At 65.2% G+C, this 20,837-nt stretch carries 23 protein-coding genes and 1 tRNA gene; 6 read left to right on the forward strand and 18 right to left on the reverse strand.

Going from position 1 to position 20,837, the window contains the following annotated elements; genetic code table 11:
• Positions 1–90 precede the first annotated feature (90 nt).
• Both BDOA9_RS08480 and BDOA9_RS08485 read right to left on the reverse strand, forming a co-directional pair.
• Complete coding sequence (locus tag BDOA9_RS08480) at positions 91–816, reverse strand: outer membrane protein (RefSeq protein WP_025033512.1); 726 nt, start codon at positions 814–816, stop codon at positions 91–93.
• A 224-nt stretch (positions 817–1,040) separates the two neighbouring features.
• Positions 1,041–1,361: a hypothetical protein gene (locus BDOA9_RS08485; RefSeq protein ID WP_025033513.1), complete on the reverse strand. Its 321-nt coding sequence runs from the start codon at positions 1,359–1,361 to the stop codon at positions 1,041–1,043.
• Between the two features lie 189 nt (positions 1,362–1,550).
• On the opposite strand from BDOA9_RS08485, the gene BDOA9_RS08490 reads away from it, so the two are divergent.
• Positions 1,551–1,835: a hypothetical protein gene (locus tag BDOA9_RS08490; RefSeq protein ID WP_042335836.1), complete on the forward strand. Its 285-nt coding sequence runs from the start codon at positions 1,551–1,553 to the stop codon at positions 1,833–1,835.
• A 30-nt stretch (positions 1,836–1,865) separates the two neighbouring features.
• Here the strand turns inward: BDOA9_RS08490 and BDOA9_RS08495 are convergent, their stop codons facing one another.
• The 8 genes from BDOA9_RS08495 to BDOA9_RS08525 form a co-directional block, all read right to left on the reverse strand.
• Positions 1,866–2,807 carry an AEC family transporter gene (locus BDOA9_RS08495; protein WP_025033514.1) on the reverse strand — a complete coding sequence of 314 codons (942 nt, stop codon included), beginning with the start codon at positions 2,805–2,807 and terminating at the stop codon, positions 1,866–1,868.
• A gap of 239 nt (positions 2,808–3,046) precedes the next feature.
• Positions 3,047–3,256: a hypothetical protein gene (locus BDOA9_RS08500; RefSeq protein WP_025033515.1), complete on the reverse strand. Its 210-nt coding sequence runs from the start codon at positions 3,254–3,256 to the stop codon at positions 3,047–3,049.
• A complete protein-coding gene (locus tag BDOA9_RS38745; protein ID WP_192859547.1) occupies positions 3,253–3,429 on the reverse strand; it encodes a hypothetical protein in 177 nt (58 codons plus the stop codon). Before BDOA9_RS38745 ends, BDOA9_RS08500 begins: the two co-directional genes overlap by 4 nt.
• A 369-nt stretch (positions 3,430–3,798) precedes the next feature.
• A complete protein-coding gene (locus BDOA9_RS08505; RefSeq protein WP_025033516.1) occupies positions 3,799–5,418 on the reverse strand; it encodes an ABC transporter ATP-binding protein in 1,620 nt (539 codons plus the stop codon).
• 2 nt (positions 5,419–5,420) lie between these two features.
• Positions 5,421–6,260 carry an ABC transporter permease gene (locus BDOA9_RS08510; protein ID WP_025033517.1) on the reverse strand — a complete coding sequence of 280 codons (840 nt, stop codon included), beginning with the start codon at positions 6,258–6,260 and terminating at the stop codon, positions 5,421–5,423.
• Entirely contained in the window at positions 6,257–7,228 is a 972-nt protein-coding gene (locus tag BDOA9_RS08515) for an ABC transporter permease (protein WP_025033518.1), read from the reverse strand. The genes BDOA9_RS08510 and BDOA9_RS08515 overlap by 4 nt, the downstream gene beginning before the upstream one ends.
• A gap of 185 nt (positions 7,229–7,413) precedes the next feature.
• Positions 7,414–8,937 carry an ABC transporter substrate-binding protein gene (locus tag BDOA9_RS08520; protein WP_210183836.1) on the reverse strand — a complete coding sequence of 508 codons (1,524 nt, stop codon included), beginning with the start codon at positions 8,935–8,937 and terminating at the stop codon, positions 7,414–7,416.
• A 320-nt stretch (positions 8,938–9,257) separates the two neighbouring features.
• Positions 9,258–9,569 carry a hypothetical protein gene (locus BDOA9_RS08525; protein WP_025033519.1) on the reverse strand — a complete coding sequence of 104 codons (312 nt, stop codon included), beginning with the start codon at positions 9,567–9,569 and terminating at the stop codon, positions 9,258–9,260.
• Positions 9,570–9,765: 196 nt separating this feature from the next.
• Between BDOA9_RS08525 and irr the strand changes: the two genes are divergently transcribed.
• On the forward strand, positions 9,766–10,251 hold the full coding sequence (irr, locus tag BDOA9_RS08530) for a Fur family transcriptional regulator Irr (protein WP_025033520.1): 486 nt from the start codon (positions 9,766–9,768) through the stop codon (positions 10,249–10,251).
• 11 nt (positions 10,252–10,262) lie between these two features.
• Here irr and BDOA9_RS08535 read toward each other — a convergent pair whose 3' ends face one another.
• Positions 10,263–11,810 carry a winged helix-turn-helix domain-containing protein gene (locus tag BDOA9_RS08535; protein WP_025033521.1) on the reverse strand — a complete coding sequence of 516 codons (1,548 nt, stop codon included), beginning with the start codon at positions 11,808–11,810 and terminating at the stop codon, positions 10,263–10,265.
• Between the two features lie 133 nt (positions 11,811–11,943).
• On the opposite strand from BDOA9_RS08535, the gene mddA reads away from it, so the two are divergent.
• Both mddA and BDOA9_RS08545 read left to right on the forward strand, forming a co-directional pair.
• On the forward strand, positions 11,944–12,732 hold the full coding sequence (mddA, locus tag BDOA9_RS08540; protein ID WP_025033522.1) for a methanethiol S-methyltransferase: 789 nt from the start codon (positions 11,944–11,946) through the stop codon (positions 12,730–12,732).
• A gap of 91 nt (positions 12,733–12,823) precedes the next feature.
• Complete coding sequence (locus BDOA9_RS08545) at positions 12,824–13,246, forward strand: GFA family protein (protein ID WP_025033523.1); 423 nt, start codon at positions 12,824–12,826, stop codon at positions 13,244–13,246.
• Positions 13,247–13,327: 81 nt separating this feature from the next.
• Here the strand turns inward: BDOA9_RS08545 and BDOA9_RS08550 are convergent, their stop codons facing one another.
• Entirely contained in the window at positions 13,328–13,552 is a 225-nt protein-coding gene (locus tag BDOA9_RS08550) for a hypothetical protein (protein WP_025033524.1), read from the reverse strand.
• A gap of 236 nt (positions 13,553–13,788) precedes the next feature.
• Between BDOA9_RS08550 and BDOA9_RS08555 the strand changes: the two genes are divergently transcribed.
• Entirely contained in the window at positions 13,789–14,073 is a 285-nt protein-coding gene (locus BDOA9_RS08555; protein WP_025033525.1) for a hypothetical protein, read from the forward strand.
• A gap of 138 nt (positions 14,074–14,211) precedes the next feature.
• Here the strand turns inward: BDOA9_RS08555 and BDOA9_RS08560 are convergent, their stop codons facing one another.
• The 5 genes from BDOA9_RS08560 to BDOA9_RS08580 form a co-directional block, all read right to left on the reverse strand.
• Positions 14,212–16,137, reverse strand: coding sequence for a sensor histidine kinase (locus BDOA9_RS08560; protein WP_025033526.1), 1,926 nt, complete (start codon positions 16,135–16,137; stop codon positions 14,212–14,214).
• Positions 16,134–16,817: a response regulator gene (locus tag BDOA9_RS08565; RefSeq protein WP_025033527.1), complete on the reverse strand. Its 684-nt coding sequence runs from the start codon at positions 16,815–16,817 to the stop codon at positions 16,134–16,136. Before BDOA9_RS08565 ends, BDOA9_RS08560 begins: the two co-directional genes overlap by 4 nt.
• A 156-nt stretch (positions 16,818–16,973) precedes the next feature.
• The gene (locus BDOA9_RS08570; RefSeq protein ID WP_025033528.1) at positions 16,974–17,201 is read right to left on the reverse strand and encodes a hypothetical protein; all 228 of its coding nucleotides are present in this window, start codon (positions 17,199–17,201) and stop codon (positions 16,974–16,976) included.
• A 132-nt stretch (positions 17,202–17,333) separates the two neighbouring features.
• Positions 17,334–18,200: an alpha/beta fold hydrolase gene (locus BDOA9_RS08575; protein ID WP_025033529.1), complete on the reverse strand. Its 867-nt coding sequence runs from the start codon at positions 18,198–18,200 to the stop codon at positions 17,334–17,336.
• Positions 18,201–18,788: 588 nt separating this feature from the next.
• Positions 18,789–18,873: transfer RNA gene (locus tag BDOA9_RS08580), tRNA-Leu, on the reverse strand.
• 157 nt (positions 18,874–19,030) lie between these two features.
• Here BDOA9_RS08580 and BDOA9_RS08585 point away from each other — a divergent pair.
• Complete coding sequence (locus BDOA9_RS08585; protein ID WP_025033530.1) at positions 19,031–19,570, forward strand: disulfide bond formation protein B; 540 nt, start codon at positions 19,031–19,033, stop codon at positions 19,568–19,570.
• Positions 19,571–19,672: 102 nt separating this feature from the next.
• Here the strand turns inward: BDOA9_RS08585 and BDOA9_RS08590 are convergent, their stop codons facing one another.
• Positions 19,673–20,758: an AbrB family transcriptional regulator gene (locus BDOA9_RS08590; RefSeq protein WP_025033531.1), complete on the reverse strand. Its 1,086-nt coding sequence runs from the start codon at positions 20,756–20,758 to the stop codon at positions 19,673–19,675.
• Positions 20,759–20,837: the final 79 nt, after the last annotated feature.

Raw genomic sequence — 20,837 nt, forward strand, 5'->3', positions numbered from 1 at the left:
CTGCAATCGCTTGCGCACGTTCCGCAGAGCGAAAAAAGAGGGGCCGGCAACGTCGCCGGCCCCTTTTCACTGTAATGTTTTGGTAACCGATCAGTAGCGCGCCATAGCCGGGCTTGCCCAGTTGAAGCGGTAGTTGACGCCCGCTTTGAAGGTGTGGTCGTCGGTGGTGAAGCTGCCGGTGCCCGCGAGCGGACCGCCGGTGAAGCTCGCGTCGCCGAAATTGTAGTACTGGTACTCGGCCTTGGCCGACCAATTCGGGGCGAACATGTATTCGAGGCCGGCGCCGACAGTGTAGCCGTTGCGGTGGTCGCCCGTGATGACGAAGGCGGTCGGCACGCCGCCGACAGTGACCTTCTCGTTGTTGTCGGAATAGGCGTAGCCGCCCTTCACGTAGACCAGGCCGGGACCCCAGGTGTAGCCGACGCGGCCGGTGATCGAGCCGAGGCCGCGCTGGTCGTTGGTGTAGGCGATGCCGCCCGGGAACACCGCGCCGACGCTGCCGGAGAGCCAGGAATACTGGCCCTCGACGCCGACCACGAAGTTCGGGTGGAATTGCCAGTCGCCGCCGACCTGCACGCCGCCGAGGAAGCGGCCGTTGCCGTTGTTGCCGGTGGAAAGGCCGTTGAAATTGTTGTCGCTGGAGAACGCGCCGCCGACATGGGCGCCGAGATAGAAGCCCGTCCAGTTGTAGATCGGCGCGGCGTAGGCCGGCGCGGGCGTCTTGTAATAGTTGCGGTTGCCGAGATCGGCGCCGACGGCCGGCGCAGCCGCGCCCAGCACGAGCAGCGCAACGGTCGCAAACAGAATCTTCTTCATGGTCTTGAACTCCAACACGTAAATGTCCCGGCAGGCGCGTTCTCTGCGCCGCATTGGTTTTGCAGATAGCTCGCTTTTGACGAAAATGCTGTCACATCCGTGGCACAGCGAGGCCCAACCTAACTTGTTGGGCTGTAAATGATTTTCGTGCTTAATGACGACTTAAGAAGTGGTGAAGGAAGGCTTAACGGCGGGCCTTGTCGGTAACTTGCGCGGGTCTCGTGTTAACCAAGGCGCCGCAGCGCCTCATCGCGCAATTGCGCGCGAAAGGCGGCCCGCTTCGCCGGCCTGTCTTCCTCGCGAACGTCGTGCCGATCGAAGATGTCGAACTTCTCCAGGATCGGATAGCGCTCGCTCGCCATCGCGAGCACGCGCAAAATCCTGGTCGCCTCCGGCGTCGGGCCGCTGACCTCCCAGCGCCGGATGGTGTCGGCGCCGCTCGTCCCCGGCAAACCGCAAAGCTTGGCCATGTCGGCCGCGCTGAGCTTGCGCTCGAGGGCTTCGGAGAGGTCGTTGCGAAGCTGCTTCAGTTCGGCGCCGGTCATGCTTTGAGTCCAGGGAAGTCACTGAAAGCAATGCACTAGCGCTGATTCGGGTCCATCCGAAGGCGTCGGGAGTGTGCCGTGCTCCGGCACCTCCGTCCGCTCGCGGAGTTATGATGGCAAACCCATGGAAATTTTCCGATCCATGAACACTTGGCATATCGGAGTGTGTAGCGGGCGAAAGGACCAGCCATGAAGACACTCAGACTTGCCATCGCCGCGCTCGTCGCCACCGGACTTCTTGCCGCACCTTTCGCGGCTGAAGCAAAAAAGGTCCGGGCGAGCCGGCAGTACAGCACTGGCGTGGCGGCGCCGACCTATAGCGGAGCCGGAGCGCCTGCCGCTCAGCCGAGGGCGTCCTATGGAACGTCGGGCCAGACGGTCGGCACCGTCACCGCGCCGTCGGTCGGATCATACAATTGGCCCTCGGTCGGCGTGACCAACTCGGTTCCGACCTGGAGCAATACCACGAGATAGAGATGGCTCCAGGCGGAGGCCACCGGCGAATCAACGCATGCCGCTCGCCGATCCCGAGAGCAGGTAAAGCGCGATCAGCAATGTCGCGACCGACAGCATCGTCGTGATCGAGACCGTGGCCGCAACCAGCTTCTCCTCGACCTTGTGCTCGTGCGCGAGAACGTAGACGGTTTTCGCCGTCGGCACGGCCGCGCAGATGATGGCCGCAACCGTGTAGAGAGGAGAGAGGCCGATCACGACGCAAAGCCCGTAGACGATGAGCGGCATGACCACGAGCTTCACAGCCGCGAGTGCAAACGACGCCTTCAGATTGGACCTAAGGCCCTCGACGGACAGGCCGAGCCCGATGGCGAACAGCGCGCATGGCGTGAGCGCGGCAGCGATCATGTTCAGGTAGGCCGCGACCGCTGCCGGAATCGGCAGTCCCGTCACCGCCCAGGTGAGGCCGATCAACGTCGACAGCACCATGGGATTGAGCAGGATCTGCTTTGCCAGTCCCGTCGACTGCACGGAGGCCCCGCGTGCGTCGCGCTTTTCCAGCAGGATCACCGTGATCGGAAACATCACCGCGGCCACGAACACCGTCGCGACGGCCGCGGGCAGCACGGCGGGTTGGCCGTAGATCGCATGCAGGATCGGCAGCGCCACGAATCCGGTGTTGGTCATCGACGCTGCCATGCCATGGATGGTGCTGCTGGCGAGATCGTGCTTGCCGCTTGCGCGGACCGGCACGAACACGAGTGCAAAGCAGATCAGCGAGCCGCCGCCGAATGCGAGCAGAAAGCGCCATTCCAGCAGGTTGTGCGCCGGCTCCTGGGCGATCGTGACGATCAACAGCGCCGGCATCGCCACGTTGTAGGCAAAGTGAACCAGGGCATCGGCGAGCGCGCGCGAGAGATAGCCGAACTCGCCGGCGAGCCAGCCGGTGACGATGATGGCGAAGACCGGAAGAACGAGGCTGGCGACTTCCATCCGGCGTCCCCCTTGCTGCGAATGGCCGCAACGAAAGGTTACTCCGACGAAGCAGTGACGTCACTGCCCAACGTTCGGCGGGCGCAGGCGTGTTTCGGACGCGCGAATCGCGGGCCGCGACCCAGAGGCTGCAAGAACGCGCGCTGCTATGGGCTCCGGCTCTGCAGCGCGCCGCTGAAGCGCTGCGCTGCGTCCGGGGTACGAAACCGGCCTACTCCGCGGAAGCAAGACGTCCGCGCTTAGATCCCGCGGCCGGGCTGTTGACCGATCACGCAACGCCATGCCGCGAGACGCTCGGCCGGATGCTGGTTCATCCATTCGGCGAGCTGCGGCGCGCCCATCAGGCACGACTGTACCGAGATTTGCGCGAAGTCCGACGTGGTGACGATCTGCTCGTGACAATTGGAGGGAGAGGCGAGGCTGCAAAGCACGGCGATGATCTTGATCACGATACGTTACCCCCGTCGCGGCCGATGAACGGGCGACCGATCGCCGGTTTTCCCTGGTCCTCGCCCGCCGGATCGGCCGGCGGGAAGACGCTGTCGTAGATCGCGCGTGCCTCCTCGATGAGGCGTGCTCGCTCGCGCTCGGATTTTGAAACAAATCGAATAACTTCGCCCATGTTGGCTCCGAATATCAGTGTGAGTCCGTCATGAGATGACGTCGATCATTCAATCGTCATCTATGGTGCCGCCTTCGGCTTTGAAGCGGCGGGTCCGGTCACGACCGGATAAAAAGCGCGTGACCGCGCCGCGCGATTCCCAGCATCCCGGTGCGTCTCGCTTGCTGGGTTGTAGAGCTGATCACCACGTCACGTTCGTTGTGCGGCGCCAGCCGCGACGAGCGAGTATTTGGATCAACCCACCCCTTGCCGACCTGAGCAAGGATGGTCTCACGAAGGCAAATGCTGCCAGATCGAATTGGTTTCGTCGCGTTCAGCGTGCAAGTTTTTGGAACCATCACGGAAATCGATGAACGAAGACGAGCCGTCTCAGGCCGCCGGCGCGTGCTCCTTCCGTCCGGGCACGGCGGCGAGCAATTCGCGGGTATAGGCGTGCTCCGGCGCGGCGAACAGTTGCGCGGTCGGCTTCAGCTCGACGATGGCGCCGCGTTGCATCACCGCGATGCGGTCGCAGATCTGGGCCGCGACGCGCAGATCGTGGGTGATGAACAGCATCGACAGGCCGAGGCGCGCCTTGAGGTCTTCCAGCAGCTTCAACACCTGCGCCTGCACGGAGACGTCGAGCGCGGAAACAGCCTCGTCCGCGACGATGATCTCCGGCTCGAGCGCTAGCGCGCGGGCAATGCCGATGCGCTGGCGCTGGCCGCCGGAGAATTCATGCGGATAGCGTTCGAGCGCGCCGGCATCCAGGCCCACCATCTTGAGGAGATCGCGGGCGCGGTCGAACGCAACTTTCGGATCCGTACCGGCTGCGATCGGGCCGTCGGCGATGATGTGACCGATCTTGCGGCGCGGATTGAGCGAGGCGAACGGGTCCTGGAAGATCATCTGGATGCGATGGCGCTCGGCGCGCAGCGCCTTGCCGGACAGCGAGGTGAGATCGGTCTCGCCGATCCGCACCGTGCCGCGATCGGCCTCGATCAGCCGCATCACCAGACGCGCCACCGACGACTTGCCCGAGCCGGATTCGCCGACCAGGCCGAGCGTCTCGCCCTTGAGAATGTTGAAATTGACCGCGCGCGCCGCATCGACGCGGCGATCCTCGCGAAACCAACCACCCGATGTGACATAGGTCTTGTCCAGGCCGATCACCTCGACGGCCCTGACCCGATCGTCCAGCGGCTGTCGCAGCGGCGGATCCATCGAGGGCACGGCGGCAAGCAATGCCTTGGTGTAGTCGTGCTGTGGATCGTTGAAGATGGCCCTAGCCGGACCTTCCTCGACGACCTTGCCGTGGCGGAGCACCACGACCTGGTCCGCGATGTCGGCGACGACGCCAAAGTCATGAGTAATGAACATCACCGCCATGTTGCGGTTACGCTGGAGATTGCGGATCAGCTTCAGGATCTGTGCCTGGGTGGTGACGTCGAGGGCGGTGGTGGGCTCGTCGGCCACCAGCACCGCAGGCTCGAGCGCGAGCGCCATCGCGATCATGGCGCGCTGGCGCTGGCCGCCGGAGAGCTGATGCGGATAGGCGCGCACGATGCGCTCGGGGTCGGGCAGGCCGACCTCGCGAGCCAGCGACAGCGCCTTGGCGCGCCGCTCCTTCGGCGTGAGCAGGCCGTGCGCCTCGAACATCTCCGCCATCTGGTCGCCGATCCGCATCAGCGGATTGAGCGCGGTCATCGGCTCCTGGAAGATCATCGCCAGCCTGCGGCCGCGCAGGTCGCGCCAGCCGTCGTCGTCGAGCTTGAGCAGGTCGCGGCCCTCGAACTGTATCTCGCCTGATGTGACCGACACCGTATCCGGCAGCAGCCCCATCAGCGCATGCGCGCACATCGACTTGCCGGAGCCGGACTCGCCGACCACGCAGACGATCTTGCCGGGCCGCAAATCGAGCGAGACGCCGTCGACGGCGAACGGGCGCTCGGCTCCCTCAGGCAGCGCGATCCTCAAATTCTTGATGGTGACGGCGGGCAGTGCGGTCATCATCAGCGGCCCTCGCGCGACAGGCGCGGATTGAGCGCGTCGTTGAGGCCTTCGCCGATCAGATTGAGGCCGAGCACCGAGATCAGGATGGCGACGCCGGGAAACACGGTGATCCACCAGGCCTGTCGGATCACGGTGCGGCCGGCGCCGACCATGTAGCCCCAGGAGATCAGATTGGGATCGCCGAGGCCGAGGAAGGACAGCGAGGATTCCAGCAGGATCGCGGTTGCCACCATCAACGAGGCCAGCACGATCACGGGCGACAGCGCATTCGGCAGGATCTCGCGCAGGATGATCCAGCTGTTGCTCTGGCCGGTGACCACCGCGGCCTGGACATATTCGCGCGTGCGCAGCGACAGCACCTCGCCGCGGACGAGGCGGGCCACCGGCGGCCAGCTCACGATGGCGATCGAGGCCACGATCGAATAGATCGAGGGCTGCAGGATCGCGACCAGCACGATCGCCAGCGCGAAGCTCGGAATGGTCTGGAAGAACTCGGTGAAGCGCATCAGCGCGTCGTCGACCTTGCCGCCGAAATAGCCGGCCATGGCGCCGATCGGCATGCCGACGATCAGGGCGACCAGGGTCGAGACGAGGCCGACCAGCAGTGACACGCGGGCGCCAAAGATCATGCCGGCGAACACGTCGCGGCCGAGCGCGTCGGTGCCGAGCGGCACAGTCGAGAGCGTGAAGGGCGGCAGGAATGGCCGCTGCACCATGCGCCAGGGCGAGTTCGGGAACAGCATCGGTCCGAACAATGCGACCGAGATTGCGAGCAGGAGGATGACGAGCCCGATGACGCCGCTGGGACTCTTCAGCATCGATTTCCAGAACTGTTTCATGAGGCGAATTCGATGCGCGGATCGACCAGGCGATAGACGAGGTCGGTGACGAGGTTGAAAATGAGGACCATGGCGGAGCAGATCACGAACACGCCGAGCAGCAGGTTGTAGTCCCGCTGCAGCAGCGCGTCGTACATCAGGCGCCCGATGCCGGGCCAGGCGAACACGGTCTCGGTGATGACGGCGCCGCCGATCAGCGTGCCGGAATGCACGCCGGCGAGTGTCACCACCGGCAGCAGCGCGTTGCGCAGCACGTGGCGGCGCTGGATCACGGCATCCGAGAGGCCTTTGGCGCGCGCGGTCTTGACGAAGTCGAGGCGTTTCACCTCCAGCATCGAGGCGCGCGTCATGCGGGTGTAGGTCGCCATGAAGAACAGGCCGAGCGTCATCGCCGGCATGATCAGGTGCTTTGCGACATCGACCGCATGGGCAAGGCCTTTGAGGTTGGCGCCGACCGTCTCGTAGCCGAAGCTCGGCAGCCAATCGAATGTGACCGAGAACAGCAGGATGCCCATCAGTGCCACCCAGAAGATCGGCATGGCGTAGAAGATCAGCGCGAATACGGTGATGCCGGTGTCGAGGATGGTTCCGGCGAAGCGCGCGGCGAAGGTGCCGAACAGGATGCCGAGCGTGAGCGAGATCGCGAAGGCAGTCAGCGTCAATAGCAGCGTCGCCGGCAGCCGCTCGCCGATCAGCTTTGCGACCGGCGCCTGCTGGCGGAAGGAAAAGCCGAGGTCGAGCGTCAAGACGCCCTTGACGTAGATGAAGAGCTGCTCGGGCAGCGGCTTGTCGAGGCCGAACTTCTCCCGGAGCTGCTTGACGAAGACCTGGTCACTGGCCCCGGCCTCGCCCGCCATCACCACCGCGGGGTCGCCGGGTGCCAGCCGGATCAGGAAGAAGTTGAGGACCACGATCGCGAGCAGGACGATCACGCCCTTCAGGACACGCTGAGCAACGAAGGAGAGCATCTAAGTTCGCAAACTAATTGGTTGGAGCGGCCGTGCCGCACGCGACACCTCTCCCCAACGGGGAGAGGTCGGGCCGAAGGCGCGGGTGAGGGGGATCAGGTTCCACGAGAGAGCGTAAACCCTCACCCGGATCGCATGTGACGATGCGATCCGACCTCTCCCGGAGGGAGAGGTGGGCGCCGCCCTCACTTGTCGAGCCATGCGTCCTTGAAGCCGTCATTGACCCCGATCCCCGTGGTGATCAGGTTCTTGACCTTGCAGCGCATGATGGTCGGGAATTGCAGCTCGAGCATCCAGGCCACCGGCACGTCCTCGACCAGGATCTTCTGCGCCTTCTCGTAGATCTCCTTGCGCTTGGAGTCGGGCGTCGCAACCGCGCCCTCGGCGAACAGCTTGTCGATCTCCGGGTTGGAATAGCCCTCGACGTTGTTGAAGACCTGGCCCTTGGCGATGTTGCTGGAGATGTAGTTGCGCCCCACCCCGAGCGCGGGATCGCCATACTGGTAGAGATAGGTGAAGGCGATGTCGTAGTCCCATTCCGCGATCTTCTGGTTGCCGCCGGCAACGTCGGTGGCGATGGTCTCGATGGTCATGCCGGCGTCCTGGAGGTTCTGCTTCACGGCTTCACCCCAACGCTGCCAGGTCTCGCCATAGGCGAGCGGCTGCATGCGGATCTTCTCGCCCTTGTAGCCGGCTTCCTTCAGCAGCGCCTTGGCCTTGGCCGGATCGTAGGGATATTTCTTCACGTCATCGGTATAGAACTTGATGGTCGAGGCGGACGGACCGGTCGCGACCTTGCCGAGCCCGTTCCAGATCACGTCCTTGGCGAAATCGCGGTCGATCGCATACATGATCGCTTGCCGCACCCGCTTGTCGGCGAGCGGACCCTGGCGGTTGTTGAGCCACAGCCAGGCCAGCGGCGAGAAGAATTCCCAGCCGGCGCCGGTGACGCAGGTGTCCTTCAGCTTGGACAGCCGCGGCACGTCGAAATTCTCGACCGAGCCGCCGGGCAGCACGTCGACCTTGCCGGTCTCGTACGCCACCGAGCGCGCCGCGGCGTCGGGGATGATCTGCCAGTAGATCTCGTCGAGATAGGGCTTGCCCTTCTCGTGGTAGTTCGGATTCTTGACCAGGCGAATGAACGAGCCCTTCTGCCATTCCTTGAACATGAAGGGCCCGGTGCCGATGGGCGCGTTGTTGTAGGGATTGGTCTTCCAGTCGGTGCCGTCATAGAGATGTTTCGGCACCATCGGCATCGAGCCGACCTCGAAGATGCCGAGGAACGGGCCGAACGGCTGCTTCAGCGTGAAGACCACCGTATGCTGGTCCGGCGTCTCGACCTTGTCGACCTGCGCCAGATTGGTGCGGGCACGCGCATGGGTCTGCTTCAGCATCTCGATCGAGAACAGCACGTCGGCGGCGGTGAAGGGCTTGCCGTCGTGCCAGGTCACGCCCTTCTTCAGCTTGAACGTGTAGGTCTTGGCGTCCTCGCTGACGCTCCAGCTTTCGGCGAGCTCCGGCAGCGGATCGAGCTTGGGGCTGTAGCGCAGGAGGCCTTCGAAGATGTTGCCCGAGACCATCTGGGTCGGGCCGTTCTGGACCTGCGCAAGCATCAGGCCGGGCGGCTCGGGCTGGATCACGGCATTGATCACACCGCCCGTCTTCGGCTCTTGTGCCAGCGCCGGGGCCGCAAGCCAGCAGGAGACCAAGCAACACTCGTTTTGGCATGTCGTATCTTTCTCAAGCAAGACCAGCCGTCAGCGCTTCGCGGGCGTGCTCGCGCGCAAAGCGACGGTCGGTCCATCCCAGTCCCCATCCACCACCGAGGCTCACACAGTCCCGTTCGGCGCGGCAAGATGAAAGTCGCGACAGTGCTCGCCCAAAAAATGTACAGCGCGTCCTGTTTTTCCAAATGTGCGACGACACGGCAGATCGGCCCGCTCCGAGGGATCAGGCGGCGTTCAGTCGTGGTCAGAGCGTGCCGTGGCGGTGCACAAGTCCGCGCCCTGCGACCAAAAGCATCAGGCCGTCACGTTGTGCCGAGCGCCCGCCGCAATTCGTCGAGCGCCTCAGCAAGCTGCTCGCGGTGCGCGATGTCGTCCGCAGGGATCGCGGCGACGCTGCCGGCGAGCTCCCGCAGGATGCCGGCCAGCAGGCCGAAGTTGATGTGCAGGTGCACCGATTTGCGTTCGTCGGGCGCGCCCGGATGTTGCAGCACCAGCGCGACGCCGCTGCCGTCGAGCTTCGCCTCGAAGCGGGATGAATGCTCGAAGGTGCCGACATAGAACTTGTCGGGATATTCGAGTGCGACCTCTGCCTTGTCGGGAACCGGCTTGGACATGCGAACCTCATCGATGGCTCCGCATTCTGGCCGGGAACGAGCCGGACCGCCTTGCGCCAAGTCAGAGGCGGGATCAGAGGCGGTCGGCGTCAAATTTGATCCGGATCAAAGCCGGCCCGGCGCTCTTGCGATCGAATGGCGAATAGCGGGATGCCGGGGCGCGTCCTGTTCCCTTGAGCCATGAGACGATCGATCGATGGACATTCAGGCCACGACTATCCCTGCGGAGGACGTCAGCGGATCTGATGTCGCCGGTCTGGATGCGGCGTCGGATGCGGGCGTGCGGTACTGCCTGCGATTGCTCGGCAATGCCGGCTTGCGTCCGACCCGCCAGCGCCTGGCGCTTGGCCGATTGCTGTTCCTGGGCGGCCATCGTCACGTCACCGCAGAAAGTCTCTACGAAGAGGCGATGGCCGCGAACGCGTACCTGTCGCTCGCGACCGTCTACAACACGCTGAACCAGTTCACCGAAGCCGGCCTGTTGCGGCGGATCGCGGCCGACGGCATCAAGTCGTTCTTCGACACCGACACGTCGGTGCATCCGCACTTCTATCTCGAGGGCGAGGACGTGCTGGTCGACGTTGCCGAGGGCCTCGCTTTCACCAAGATGCCTGAGGCGCTTCCCGGCCACGAGATCGCGCGGCTCGACGTCATCGTCCATTTGCGCCGGAAGCCAGCCTAGCGCCCACCCGCTCACTGCAACCCTGCGCGCCGGAAGCCCTCCAGATAGTGGTCGCGATCTCGCTCGTTGGCCCACGGCAGTTGCGTCGCGATCCAGTGCAGGGAGATGCCCGGCTGGGTGCGGCGGAGCTCCCCGAGCGCCATTTCCGCAAGCGCACTTTCGCCGGTCATGCCGGCGGAAACTGCGAGCACGCGGTAGGCGCCGGTGAGGTCGCCGCGGTGCCGGATCGCCTCGCGCGCCAGCGCGATGGCCTCGCCATAGCGCCGTTCGGTGAAGCGCGCATAGGCGGCAATACCGTGATAGATCGCCAGTGACGGATCGCGCGGCGACAGCCGGATCGCCTTTTGCGCGGCCTCGAACGAGTCCTTCGCGCGTCCGGCATAGGACAGCGCCAGCGCGTAATAGCCCTGCGCCAGCGAGAAGTTCGGGTTGAGCGCGAGCGCCTGCTCGAACTCGGACAGCGCGTCTGCGAGCCTGCGGGTCGAAAAGCAGACGCTGCCGAGCGCGGCATGCGACCAGGCATCCTCATGGTCGCAGCGCACCGCTTTGAGCGCTGCGGCTTCCGCGGCCGGTGCGACCGCGGCCAGCTCGACCCAGCCGAGATGCACGCCGAACATGTCGTTCACGGCCAGCAGCGACAGCGCCTGGCCGTAATTCGGATCGACCGCGATCGCGCGCGCGAGCAGCGCCTTCGCGGCCTCGTGATCCTGGCGCGTCACGCGCCAATAATGCGACAGCGCGCGCATCAGGAGGTCCCAGGCGTCGAGGCTCGCCGGCGGCTTGCGATGGCTGCGGAAATTCTCGGCTGCATGGATCTGCGGCTCGATCGCCGCGGCGATCGCGTTGGTGATCTCGTCCTGCACGGCGAATACGTCGACGAGCTCGCGGTCATAGCGCTCGGCCCAGAGATGATTGCCCGACACGGCGTCATTGAGCTGCGCGGTGATGCGTACCCTCTTGTCCACCTTGCGCACGCTGCCTTCGACGATGTAGCGGACACCGAGCTCCTCGGCGATCTGCCTGAGATGGACCGCGCGTCCCTTGTAGGTGAAGGACGAGTTGCGGGCGATCACCATGAACCAGCGCTGCTTCGACAGCGCGGTGAGGATGTCCTCGCTGATGCCGTCGCCGAAATAGTCTTGCGCGGGATCGCCGCTCATGTTCTCGAAGGCGAGCACCGCGATTGCCGGGCGCTCTGCCGCGCGCGCGAGAGCAGGCCTGGACACTGCCTGCGCGGGCGATGCAGCCGCCTCTTCGCGAACCTCGCCGACGAAACGAAAGCCCTTGCGCGGAATGGTCTTGATCAGGCGCTGGGTCGCGCCGTCGTCGCCCAGCGCCTTGCGCGCGGCGTTGATCCGGCTGTTGAGGGCGGAATCCGAGACGATGCGATCGTTCCAGACCTGGCTGATCAGGTCATCCTTGCTGACCACTCGCGCCCGTTGCGTGACCAGATAAAGCAAGAGATCGAACACTTGCGGCTGCAACGGAACGGCCGCCCCGTCGCAAGTGAGCTCCCGAAGGTCACCGTCGAGCACGTTGTTTTCAAAGCGAAATCGCACGTTTTCGTCGTCTCAAGCAAAAATCAAAGTCGTCTCAGGCGAAAATCAACCGTCCGCGAAAGCCGCGGGACGTCCGATCCGGCATGGTGCGAAGACCAAACCGTGTCGATGCCTCGGCACAACGGAGTGTTCTATGACCCAACTTGATCACCAGGTTCATTCCCTCGGCCCGGATGTTACGGGCTCTCGCATTTTCAGGTTCATTGCCTTTCTATACGGAATTGCGGCGTATCTCGTGTTTTTCGTCACCATTCTCTATGCGATCGGCTTCGTCATGGGGGTGATGGTGCCCAAGACCATCGACACCGGTGCCGAAGCGCCCGTCGTTCGTGCGGTCGTCATCAATCTGCTGCTGATGTCGCTGTTCGCGGTTCAACACAGCGTGATGGCACGCCGGCAATTCAAGGATTGGTGGACCCAGTTCGTCCCCAAGCCGGTGGAGCGAAGCACCTATGTGCTGTTCGCGAGCCTGTCACTGCTGCTCCTGTTCTGGCAGTGGCGCCCGCTGCCGTCGGTCATATGGAGCGTCGAGAACCCGGATCTTGCCGTGACAATGGTCACGCTGTCCTTCGCCGGCTGGGTGCTGGTGTTCACCTCGACCTTCATCATCAACCATTTCGAGCTGTTCGGCCTGCATCAGGTGACCAACCATCTCGTCGGCAAGGAGATGGAGCCGCCGCGCTTCAAGACGCCGCTGCTGTACAAGTTCGTCCGCCACCCGATCTATCTCGGTTTCATCGTCGCGTTCTGGGCGGCGCCGGTCATGACCGCGGGTCATCTTTTGTTCGCGGTCGTGACCACGCTCTACATCTTCGTCGGCATCGCGCTGGAGGAGAGCGATCTCGTCGATCTCTTCGGCGACGAGTACCGGCAGTACAAGCAACGCGTCTCGATGCTTATTCCCTGGCGCCGGTCGGTATAGTCTCGGCCAAGCCGCGCGCGTCCAATCGAAAGAAGGGCGCGCGCGGCGCCGACGCGCAATAACAATCCATCAGAAAAAGGGAGACGCCCAAATGAAACATGTCGGAAACTGCTTCTGCGGCGCGGTCACGGTCGAGGTCACGGGCGCACCGGAGGCGATGGGTTATTGCCATTGCCGCTCCTGCCGCTCGTGGTCGGGCGGTCCGGTCAACGCCTTCAGCCTGTGGAAGCCGGAGGCCGTGCGCGTCACCGAAGGCGCTCAGAATGTCGAGACTTTCGCCAAGACGCCGCTCAGCCAGCGCAAGTTTTGCAGGACGTGCGGCGGCCATCTCATGACCAACCATCCGCCGTTCGGTCTGGTCGACGTCTTCACCGCCACCATACCCACGCTCGCGTTCACGCCCGGCGTCCACGTCAACTATGCCGAAACCGTGCTGCCGATGCGCGATGGCCTGCCCAAGCTGAAGGATTTTCCGGCCGAGTTCGGCGGCAGCGGCGAGACGATGCAGGAATAGCGGCACGCCTTCGACATTTTATCGAGAGGGCGGCAGAGCGCCGCCCTCTCTGTCTTCTCCCGAGAGAGAGGGATAAAGGGACTAGCCTCCGCGGGATTCAACCACCTTGCGGCAGGAATCCGACAGCTTCGGCTTGTTCTCGCGCAGGCAGGCATTCATCTGCGGCGGCTTGCCGATATGCTCGGCGCAGAATTTGCTGGCGTCGCCGCGGCAGGCCATTTGCTCCTGGACGGATGGACCGGACTGCGCGGCAGCAGGCAGGGCGGCAGCTGCAAGCAGCAGCGCGGCAAGAACCGAAATCTTCATAGAGCACCTCTTTGGAATTCTCGTTGGTCCCGACCGGGATCAATCGGGCCGGACCATCTCGCAAAGCCCGGCCTTGGGTCCATGCCATGTTCATGGCAGCGGCCAGTCCTCCCGCCCGCGGTACCCCCATCTTCATGGCATGTATCCGCGCGCCGACTTTTGTCATTCAGGCTGCACCTCGGCGGCTAAACCCGGTGATTGCATCGGGACGCCGAACGGGAAGCAGGAGAGCAAGAATGTCGAAGAGAGCTGGAGCGCTGGGCGCGGGGCTGACGGTCATGGTGCTGGCCGGCGCGGCGATGGTGTCGCTGGGAACGAGTCCGGCGCAGGCGGTGGTCTATTGCAAGACCGTCGGCGTGCCGAAGGGCTGCGTGGTGCGGCCGGCTGGTGCGGTGGTGGTGGGAGCGCCGGTCGCGCGGGCTGCCGTCGCGACCCCCGGCGTCGGCGCGCCAGGTGTCGGCGTGCGCGCCGGCACGCCGATGAATCGCGGCGGCCCGGTCAATCGCGTCGGCGTGCGCTGATATTTCCGCTTCATTGAATTGATTGGATCGCTTCGGGCCAAGGGGCCTGCGGACGAACACCCCCCGTCCTCCGCGGGTAATTTTACCCCGGCCCGTCCCCTCTCTCCGTGCGCCCCACACGTTCGGGGAGGGGGCCTTTCAGCCGGCGGCCAGGTCGCTGTCGGGAAAACGCCGCGGCAATTTCAGCCGCACGCGCGTGCCGGAGTTATCAGACGTCAGATCGAGCACCGCGCCGCAGCGCGCCGCGCGGCCTTTCATGTTGCGCAGGCCACGTGCGGTCTGGCCGGCGCCCGCGGCCTCGCCATTGCCGGCCGGCGCAAAGCCGCTACCGTCGTCGGTCACGCTGATCACGCCGTACGCCCCCTGGCCTGCGTCGAACGTGTCGATGGTGACCGCGATGCGGCGGGCCTGCGCGTGCTTGACCGCATTGGTCACGGCCTCGTCGAGGATGCGCACGATCTGGATGACGTGCCATGGTCTCAGCTCGGGATGCAGCGGCAGGCCCTGCGGCGTCGCCACGCGCCAGTCGAGCGCGATGTCGTGCGGCCGCAATTGTGCCGTGGCCCGCTCGCGCCAGGAGCCGAGCGCCAGCATCAGGTCGCCGCCGATATCGTCCATGGAATCGATGACGAGACGGAGATCCTTCAGCGCCGCGCGGGCGGCGTCCGTGATGGCCGTGCCCTCATGGCCGCGCTCCGACAGCGCGACGATGCTGACGAGCTGGCCGCCGAGACCGTCATGCAGGTCCCGCATCAGGCGCGTGCGCTCGTTGGCGAGCGCCGCCGCGCGGGCGCGCTCCTCCTCGCGGGCAAAGCTCGCCTTCAGCCGCTCCTCGGCTTCGCGCACCCGCGTCACCAGCTGGCCGGCAAAGCTGTCGACCTGGTTCAGGGCGCGGGCAAAGCGCCAGGTCAGCCCGGCGCCGATCGCGACCAGCATCGCCGAATAGGACAGGCGCGAGACGAAGATGCGGTCGTTGTTCACCAACTCGAGCACGGTGAGCATGTCATGGACCCAGCAGACCAGCACGATGGTCACCGCGCAGCCGATCGTGAAGCTCGCCGCGTCCTGCCGCCGCACCACCGCGATGGCCGTGACGCAGGCCATCAGGAACAGGCAGAGCCCGACGGTGGGAATGCCCAGCACCAGGAACAGGATGCGCGGCAGCGGCGGGCCCCCGATCAGCCCGACCACGAACACGACGATTCCAGGAACGAACAGCAGCGTGCCGTAGCGCGGCCAGCGCCAGCCGAAGAACAGCACGCCGAACGCGACGACCAGCGCGCTCTCGATCGGTGCGGAGGCCAGCAGCACCGCGGCGAGCCTCGAGACCGTGGCCGGCGGCACCGGCGGCGGCGCGAACGCCTGCACCACGCCGAGCACCATCGCCGCGGCGAGCACGCCGTAGACCGGTTCGCGGCGCCGCATCAGCCACATGATGGCGAGGATGACGCCCAGGATCGCCTGCCAGGCGGAGAACACGACCGGCAGGGTGACGAACAGCAGCGTGCGCGTCTCATAGGCCGGGCGCAAGGCGGCATCCGGCCCGACATAGACGGTATCGAGGAAGCCCTTGAGCGGTCCCCACACGAACAGCCGCACCGTGATCTCGTTGGCGCCCTCGCGCAGCAGCGAGGCGGGGATGACGGCGATCTGCGGCGTGTTGCGGTCGGGCCGGTTGGCGTTGGCATCGCGCCGGGAGTCGAGCACGACGACGCCGTTGACGGCGACCTCCACCGCGTTGCTGAAGCGCGGCAGGTACACCGACCAGCCCGAGGCCGCGTCGCCGCTCCGGAATGTGAAGGTGCCGGCGTAGAACGGCGGGTCGGCCAGCGAGTGGCGCGAGGACGTGAAATGCGGCAGCGTCACGGGGCGCGTCAGACCGTCCTCCCGCGCCGAGAAATCGGTCACGGCGTAGTCTTCGGGATCGCTCGGCTGCAGCAGCCGAAGCCCAAGGATCGTGACGATCACGATCAGAGCCTGAAGCAGCAGATAGGGCACCAGGCGCGAGGCCAGCAGCCGGCGCCGCGCGGGCTTTAGAGCCGCCTTCGCCGCGATCTCGCTCACAGCTTGATCAGGCCCTGCTGCACCGCCTCGAACACCGCCTCGCTGCGCGTGTGCACCTCGAGCTTGCGATAGATGTTCTTGATATGGCCGGGCACGGTCTGCTTGGACAGGCCGAGATGGCTGGCGATCTCGGCATAGCTGAAGCCTTTGGCGATGCCCCAGAGAATGTCGATCTCGCGCGGGGTCAGCCGCGCCGTGTTGAGGGCGGGCCCGGGCGGCGGCTCCGCCGAACTCTGCGCGGCCCCTTGCGTCCTGCGCACGATGAAGCGCGCGATCGAGGCCGAGATCGGTGAATGTCCGGCGACCAGGTCGCGCACGGTGGTGGCGATGTCGGTGGGGAAGGCGTCCTTGAGCAGGTAGCCGGTGGCGCCGACCGTGATCGCGGAGATCACGCTCTCCTCGTCGCCGAGCGCGGAGATCACCATGATCTCGGTGTCGGGGAAGCGCTGCCGCATCTCGCGGATCAGCTCGACGCCGTGGCCGTCGGGCAGCCGCAGGTCGGTCAGCAGCACGCGCGGCGCACCGGCGGCGAGGGCCTGCCGCGCCTCGCTGAGCGTACCTGCACTGCGCACCTCGTAACCGGCCTTGGCCAGCGCATCCTGGAGCCGCCAGCAGGTCGGCGCGTCGTCCTCGACGAGGAGGATGGTGATGGCTTCACCCGTCTCGCCCTGTTCGGTCATGTCCATGGTCCCGCGACCCGCGTGTCCCCCGCGGCGCCAGGCAAGTCTAGCCGGAGGGGGGATGCCGTGACACCCATAATCATGGGGGCGTGAAGGTCACGGACCACCATGTGCCGGCCTGACGTTGTCAGGCGAGGGCGCCGCCGCCAATCCGGCTCACGACAGATCAACCCGCGGCGGCGGATAGCGCCGCGCCAGGACTGACAGCGACAGCGGCCGTTCGTCTTCCGGCAGCTCCAGATAGGCCAGCACGAGGGGCCGCTTCCAATCGCCAATGCCGAAATCCATCGCCGTCCATTTCTGCGGCTCGGGTCCTTCGAGGCCCCGGACCCAGACGAAATAGCGGGGAAGGTCGGCGGCGTCCGTGTCGCGTCTCCTGGCCATTGAAGCTGTCCCGCTGCGTCAACAATCGTTGCCGCACGATATAGGGAATATCCGGGGGAAGTCGAACGCCCTATCGGATCAGGCAAGCCGGCCGCGAGTGCCGTCGGCGAGCGGCATGGCCGTCGTTGCCCGTCAGGATTCGATCCGTTCGAGAAATGATCGCGTCAGCGAGACAACCTCATCGAGGTTGGTTTCGAGCAACCAATGGCCGCCATCCAGGAGATGCAGTTCGGCATCCGGCAGGTCGCGGAGATAGGCTCGCGCCGACCTTTCGGGCATGTAATGATCTTGCGGGCCCCACAGGATCAATGTCGGCGGCTTGTGCTGCCGAAGATATCGGCGGTGCTCGGGAAACCATTGGCGGTTCGCCTTGAGGCCAAACAGAACGTCTGCGGCGGCGTCCTTCCGCCGCTCGGTCATCAGCGACCAGTGCAATCGCCAAAGGTCCGGCGCGATCAGTCCGGCCAGATCCGCACGCAAATCGTTCAGGAACTCGTCGCGGAAATTCTCTTCAGTGACAGCCTCCCTCATCGCCGCACGCAGCTCCCGATCGGGCAGTGACCAGGACTTCTCGATATCGGCGTATGCCGGGCCAAGCGCATCTTCGTAAGGTATGTCGCCGTTCTGGATGATCTGGGCCACCACTCTCTCAGGCCGCATGATCGCCAGCCTGGCCCCGATCGGTGAGCCGAAATCATGAAGGTAGATCACGAAGCGTTCGATCTTCAGCTGTTTCACGAACTGGTCGAGCCAGGCGGCATGGCCGTCGAAGCTGTAATCGAAGTCATCAGGTGTCCCGCTATAGCCGAACCCGGGATAATCGGGAGCAATCAGCCGCCATCTGTCGGCCAGTCGGGGCATCAGATTGCGGAATTCGTAGGATGAACAGGGATAGCCGTGCGGCAGCAAAACGACGGGCGCGCGTTCAGGACCTGCTTCCCGGTAGAAGGTGTCCACGGATCCGATCCGGACCCTGCGATGTCTGACGCGTGTATCCATGTCTTGCTTCCTTTGTAGATAAAGCAAACTTCCACGGTGGGGTTCCCGGCATCTGCGTCGCCGCGCCAGCAATTGCAGGGCGGGTTTGGCCTGTGAGCGATTGAGCGGCGCGCACACGACCGGTGCGTTTCGCGTACGGCAAAAGCGTGTGGTCCTGGCGCCCGGAGTCTGTGCGTCAAGGCTTGCGGTGGTGAGGCGGCCCGACCGGGCGCGCGCATCAGCTATCGGCAAGACGACGGGGGCAATAGTGCATCGCTCCCCGGGGACAGCGCGCCATAAGCCGTCAAACCACTGCGCAGGGACGGCCGGGATGCCCCAGGCTGCCCGGTATGCCGCTGTGCATCTGTCTTCGCGCAATTTGCGCACAGCGGACCGCGGGTGCCAGCCGGCGCCCGGTCTTCCCTGCGCCCTTTCCGATGAAGGGGCGTCAAGAGCAGGCAAAAGACTCGGGCGTGATGCGCCGCGAGAGGGGACAGGTGTGTCTTGAGTTTGCTGAACCAGTCCGTCTTCGCCAAGAGGCTTCGCCGGACACGCTTCGCCCTTTGGGCCCCGCCTGGCTGCGCCACGCGAAGCCCGAAGGGCGAAGCGTGGTGCCCCTGGCCGGAATCGAACCAGCACTCCTTGCGGAACTCGATTTTGAGTCGAGCGCGTCTACCAGTTCCGCCACAGGGGCCCTCGGTCGGCCCCATAGGCGGCGTCGCGAAGCCGGCGGACTATAGCCATGGACGGGACGGGGTCAACCCGCGCCAAAGTGATCCCGGTCGTTCTCGACAGCCGCATGGGCCGGGGCTAGAGGCTTGGGGCGCGCGAGAGATGCGAAAGAGGCTGCCGTGACCACCCAGAGTGCCGCCGTACCTGCGTTCAAGCCGGCCGCCACCAGCCCGGCGCTGACCTCCGCGGTCCTGGTCACGCTGATCGGCGCAGCCACGATTGCGGGCGCCTGGTTCTTCCAGCTCGTCCTGGAGATCCTGCCCTGCCCGTTGTGCTTGGAGCAGCGCTACGCCTATTACCTCGCGATACCGCTCGGTGCGCTGACGGCGCTCGCGGCGCGAAGCGGTGCGCCGCGTCCGCTGCTGCTGGCGGGGCTCGCGATCCTCGCTTTGGCGATGCTCGCCAATGCCGGCCTCGGCGCTTACCATTCCGGCGTAGAATGGGGGTTCTGGAAGGGGCCGACCGATTGCTCCGGTCCCGTCGTCAATCTCGGCAGCGCTGCTGATCTCTTGTCGAAGCTCGACACCGTGAAGGTGGTGCGCTGCGACGAGGTGCAGTGGCGCTTCCTCGGCCTCTCGCTCGCCGGCTACAACGTGCTGATCTCGCTCTCGATGGCCGCGATCGCCGCGTGGGGATTCGTGCGGACAATGAAGCGCTAGAGCATGATCCGGAAAAGTGTGAAGCGGTTTTCCGAAAAGATCATGCCCAAACAACAACCTAAAGCGCGATGACTATTCATCCTAATCGCATCGCGCTTTAGCTCAATCGTCCACGTCGTCCTGCGTGCGTCCGAACAGGTGCACGATGCCGGGCGTTGCGATCGTCACGAAGACGAAACGCGACAAATGGTGGGCGCCGACGAAGATCGGGTCGATGTGCAGCGTCAAGGCCAGCGCCAGCATCGCGTCCATCGCGCCGGGCGCGAAGGCGACGACGACGTCGGAGAATTTCACCTCGGTGGTCAGCGCCACGATGCCGATGAAGATGGCGGAGACGGCGATGGCCACGGCAAACGAGCCCAGTGCCGCGCGGAGGTGTCCGGCGAGCGTCTTGATCCGCATCCGCGCGAAACGGCTGCCGATCAGTGCGCCGATCCCGATCAGCGCAACGCCACGCATCCAGTCCGGGAGGCCGCCCTCGACCCATCCGGCACCATGCAGCACGCTGGAGCCGATCATCGCGCCGAACATCCAGCTCGCGGGAAACCTGATCAGCCGCAACACCAGCGCTGCGGCCAGCGATGCGGCGGCCAGCTCGAGCAGGTCGAGCGGCGAGGCGATCGCCGTCGTCAGCGACGGTGCAGCGGAGGGCGTGACGCCTGCAATCGCCAGCACCAGCGGCAGCGCGGCGGTCAGGATGATGACGCGCATGGTCTGCACCACCGCAATGCCCGGCAAATCGGCACCGCGCTCGACCGCCAGGATCGTGATCTGCGACAGCGCGCCGGGACTGCCGGCCAGGAAGGCAGAGGTGCGGTCCCAGCCATGGATGCGCTGGAGGTAATAGCTCGAACCGAACGTGGAGCAGAACGTGGCGAGCGCAAGCAGGCCGATGGTGACGGGATAGGCGCTGACCTGCTGAAGCAGATGGCGCGAGACGACCGAGCCCAGCGAGATGCCGAGCAGCACCAGCACGGTCTGGGTCAGGATCGGCGGCAAGGTCAGCTGACGGCCGGCGATCGCGGCGATTCCGACCGCGATCATCGAGCCCGAGATCAGCCCGCCGGGAAGGCCGGCGAGCAGAAATACGAGCCCGCCGGCGGTGCCGATGACGAGCGTCTCCACCGTGCTCAGGATCTTGGCACGGCTCGGCCATTCGAACGACAGGGAGGCGGTGATGTGCTTCACGCCACCTTATCGCAAATCGGCGCGAGGCGCACAATTGCAGGCTGGTCATGCCGCAATGCGCGAGCTCTCCCGCGGAGGC

Origin of the sequence: Bradyrhizobium sp. DOA9, assembly GCF_000617845.2 — a bacterium.
Classification (GTDB): domain Bacteria; phylum Pseudomonadota; class Alphaproteobacteria; order Rhizobiales; family Xanthobacteraceae; genus Bradyrhizobium.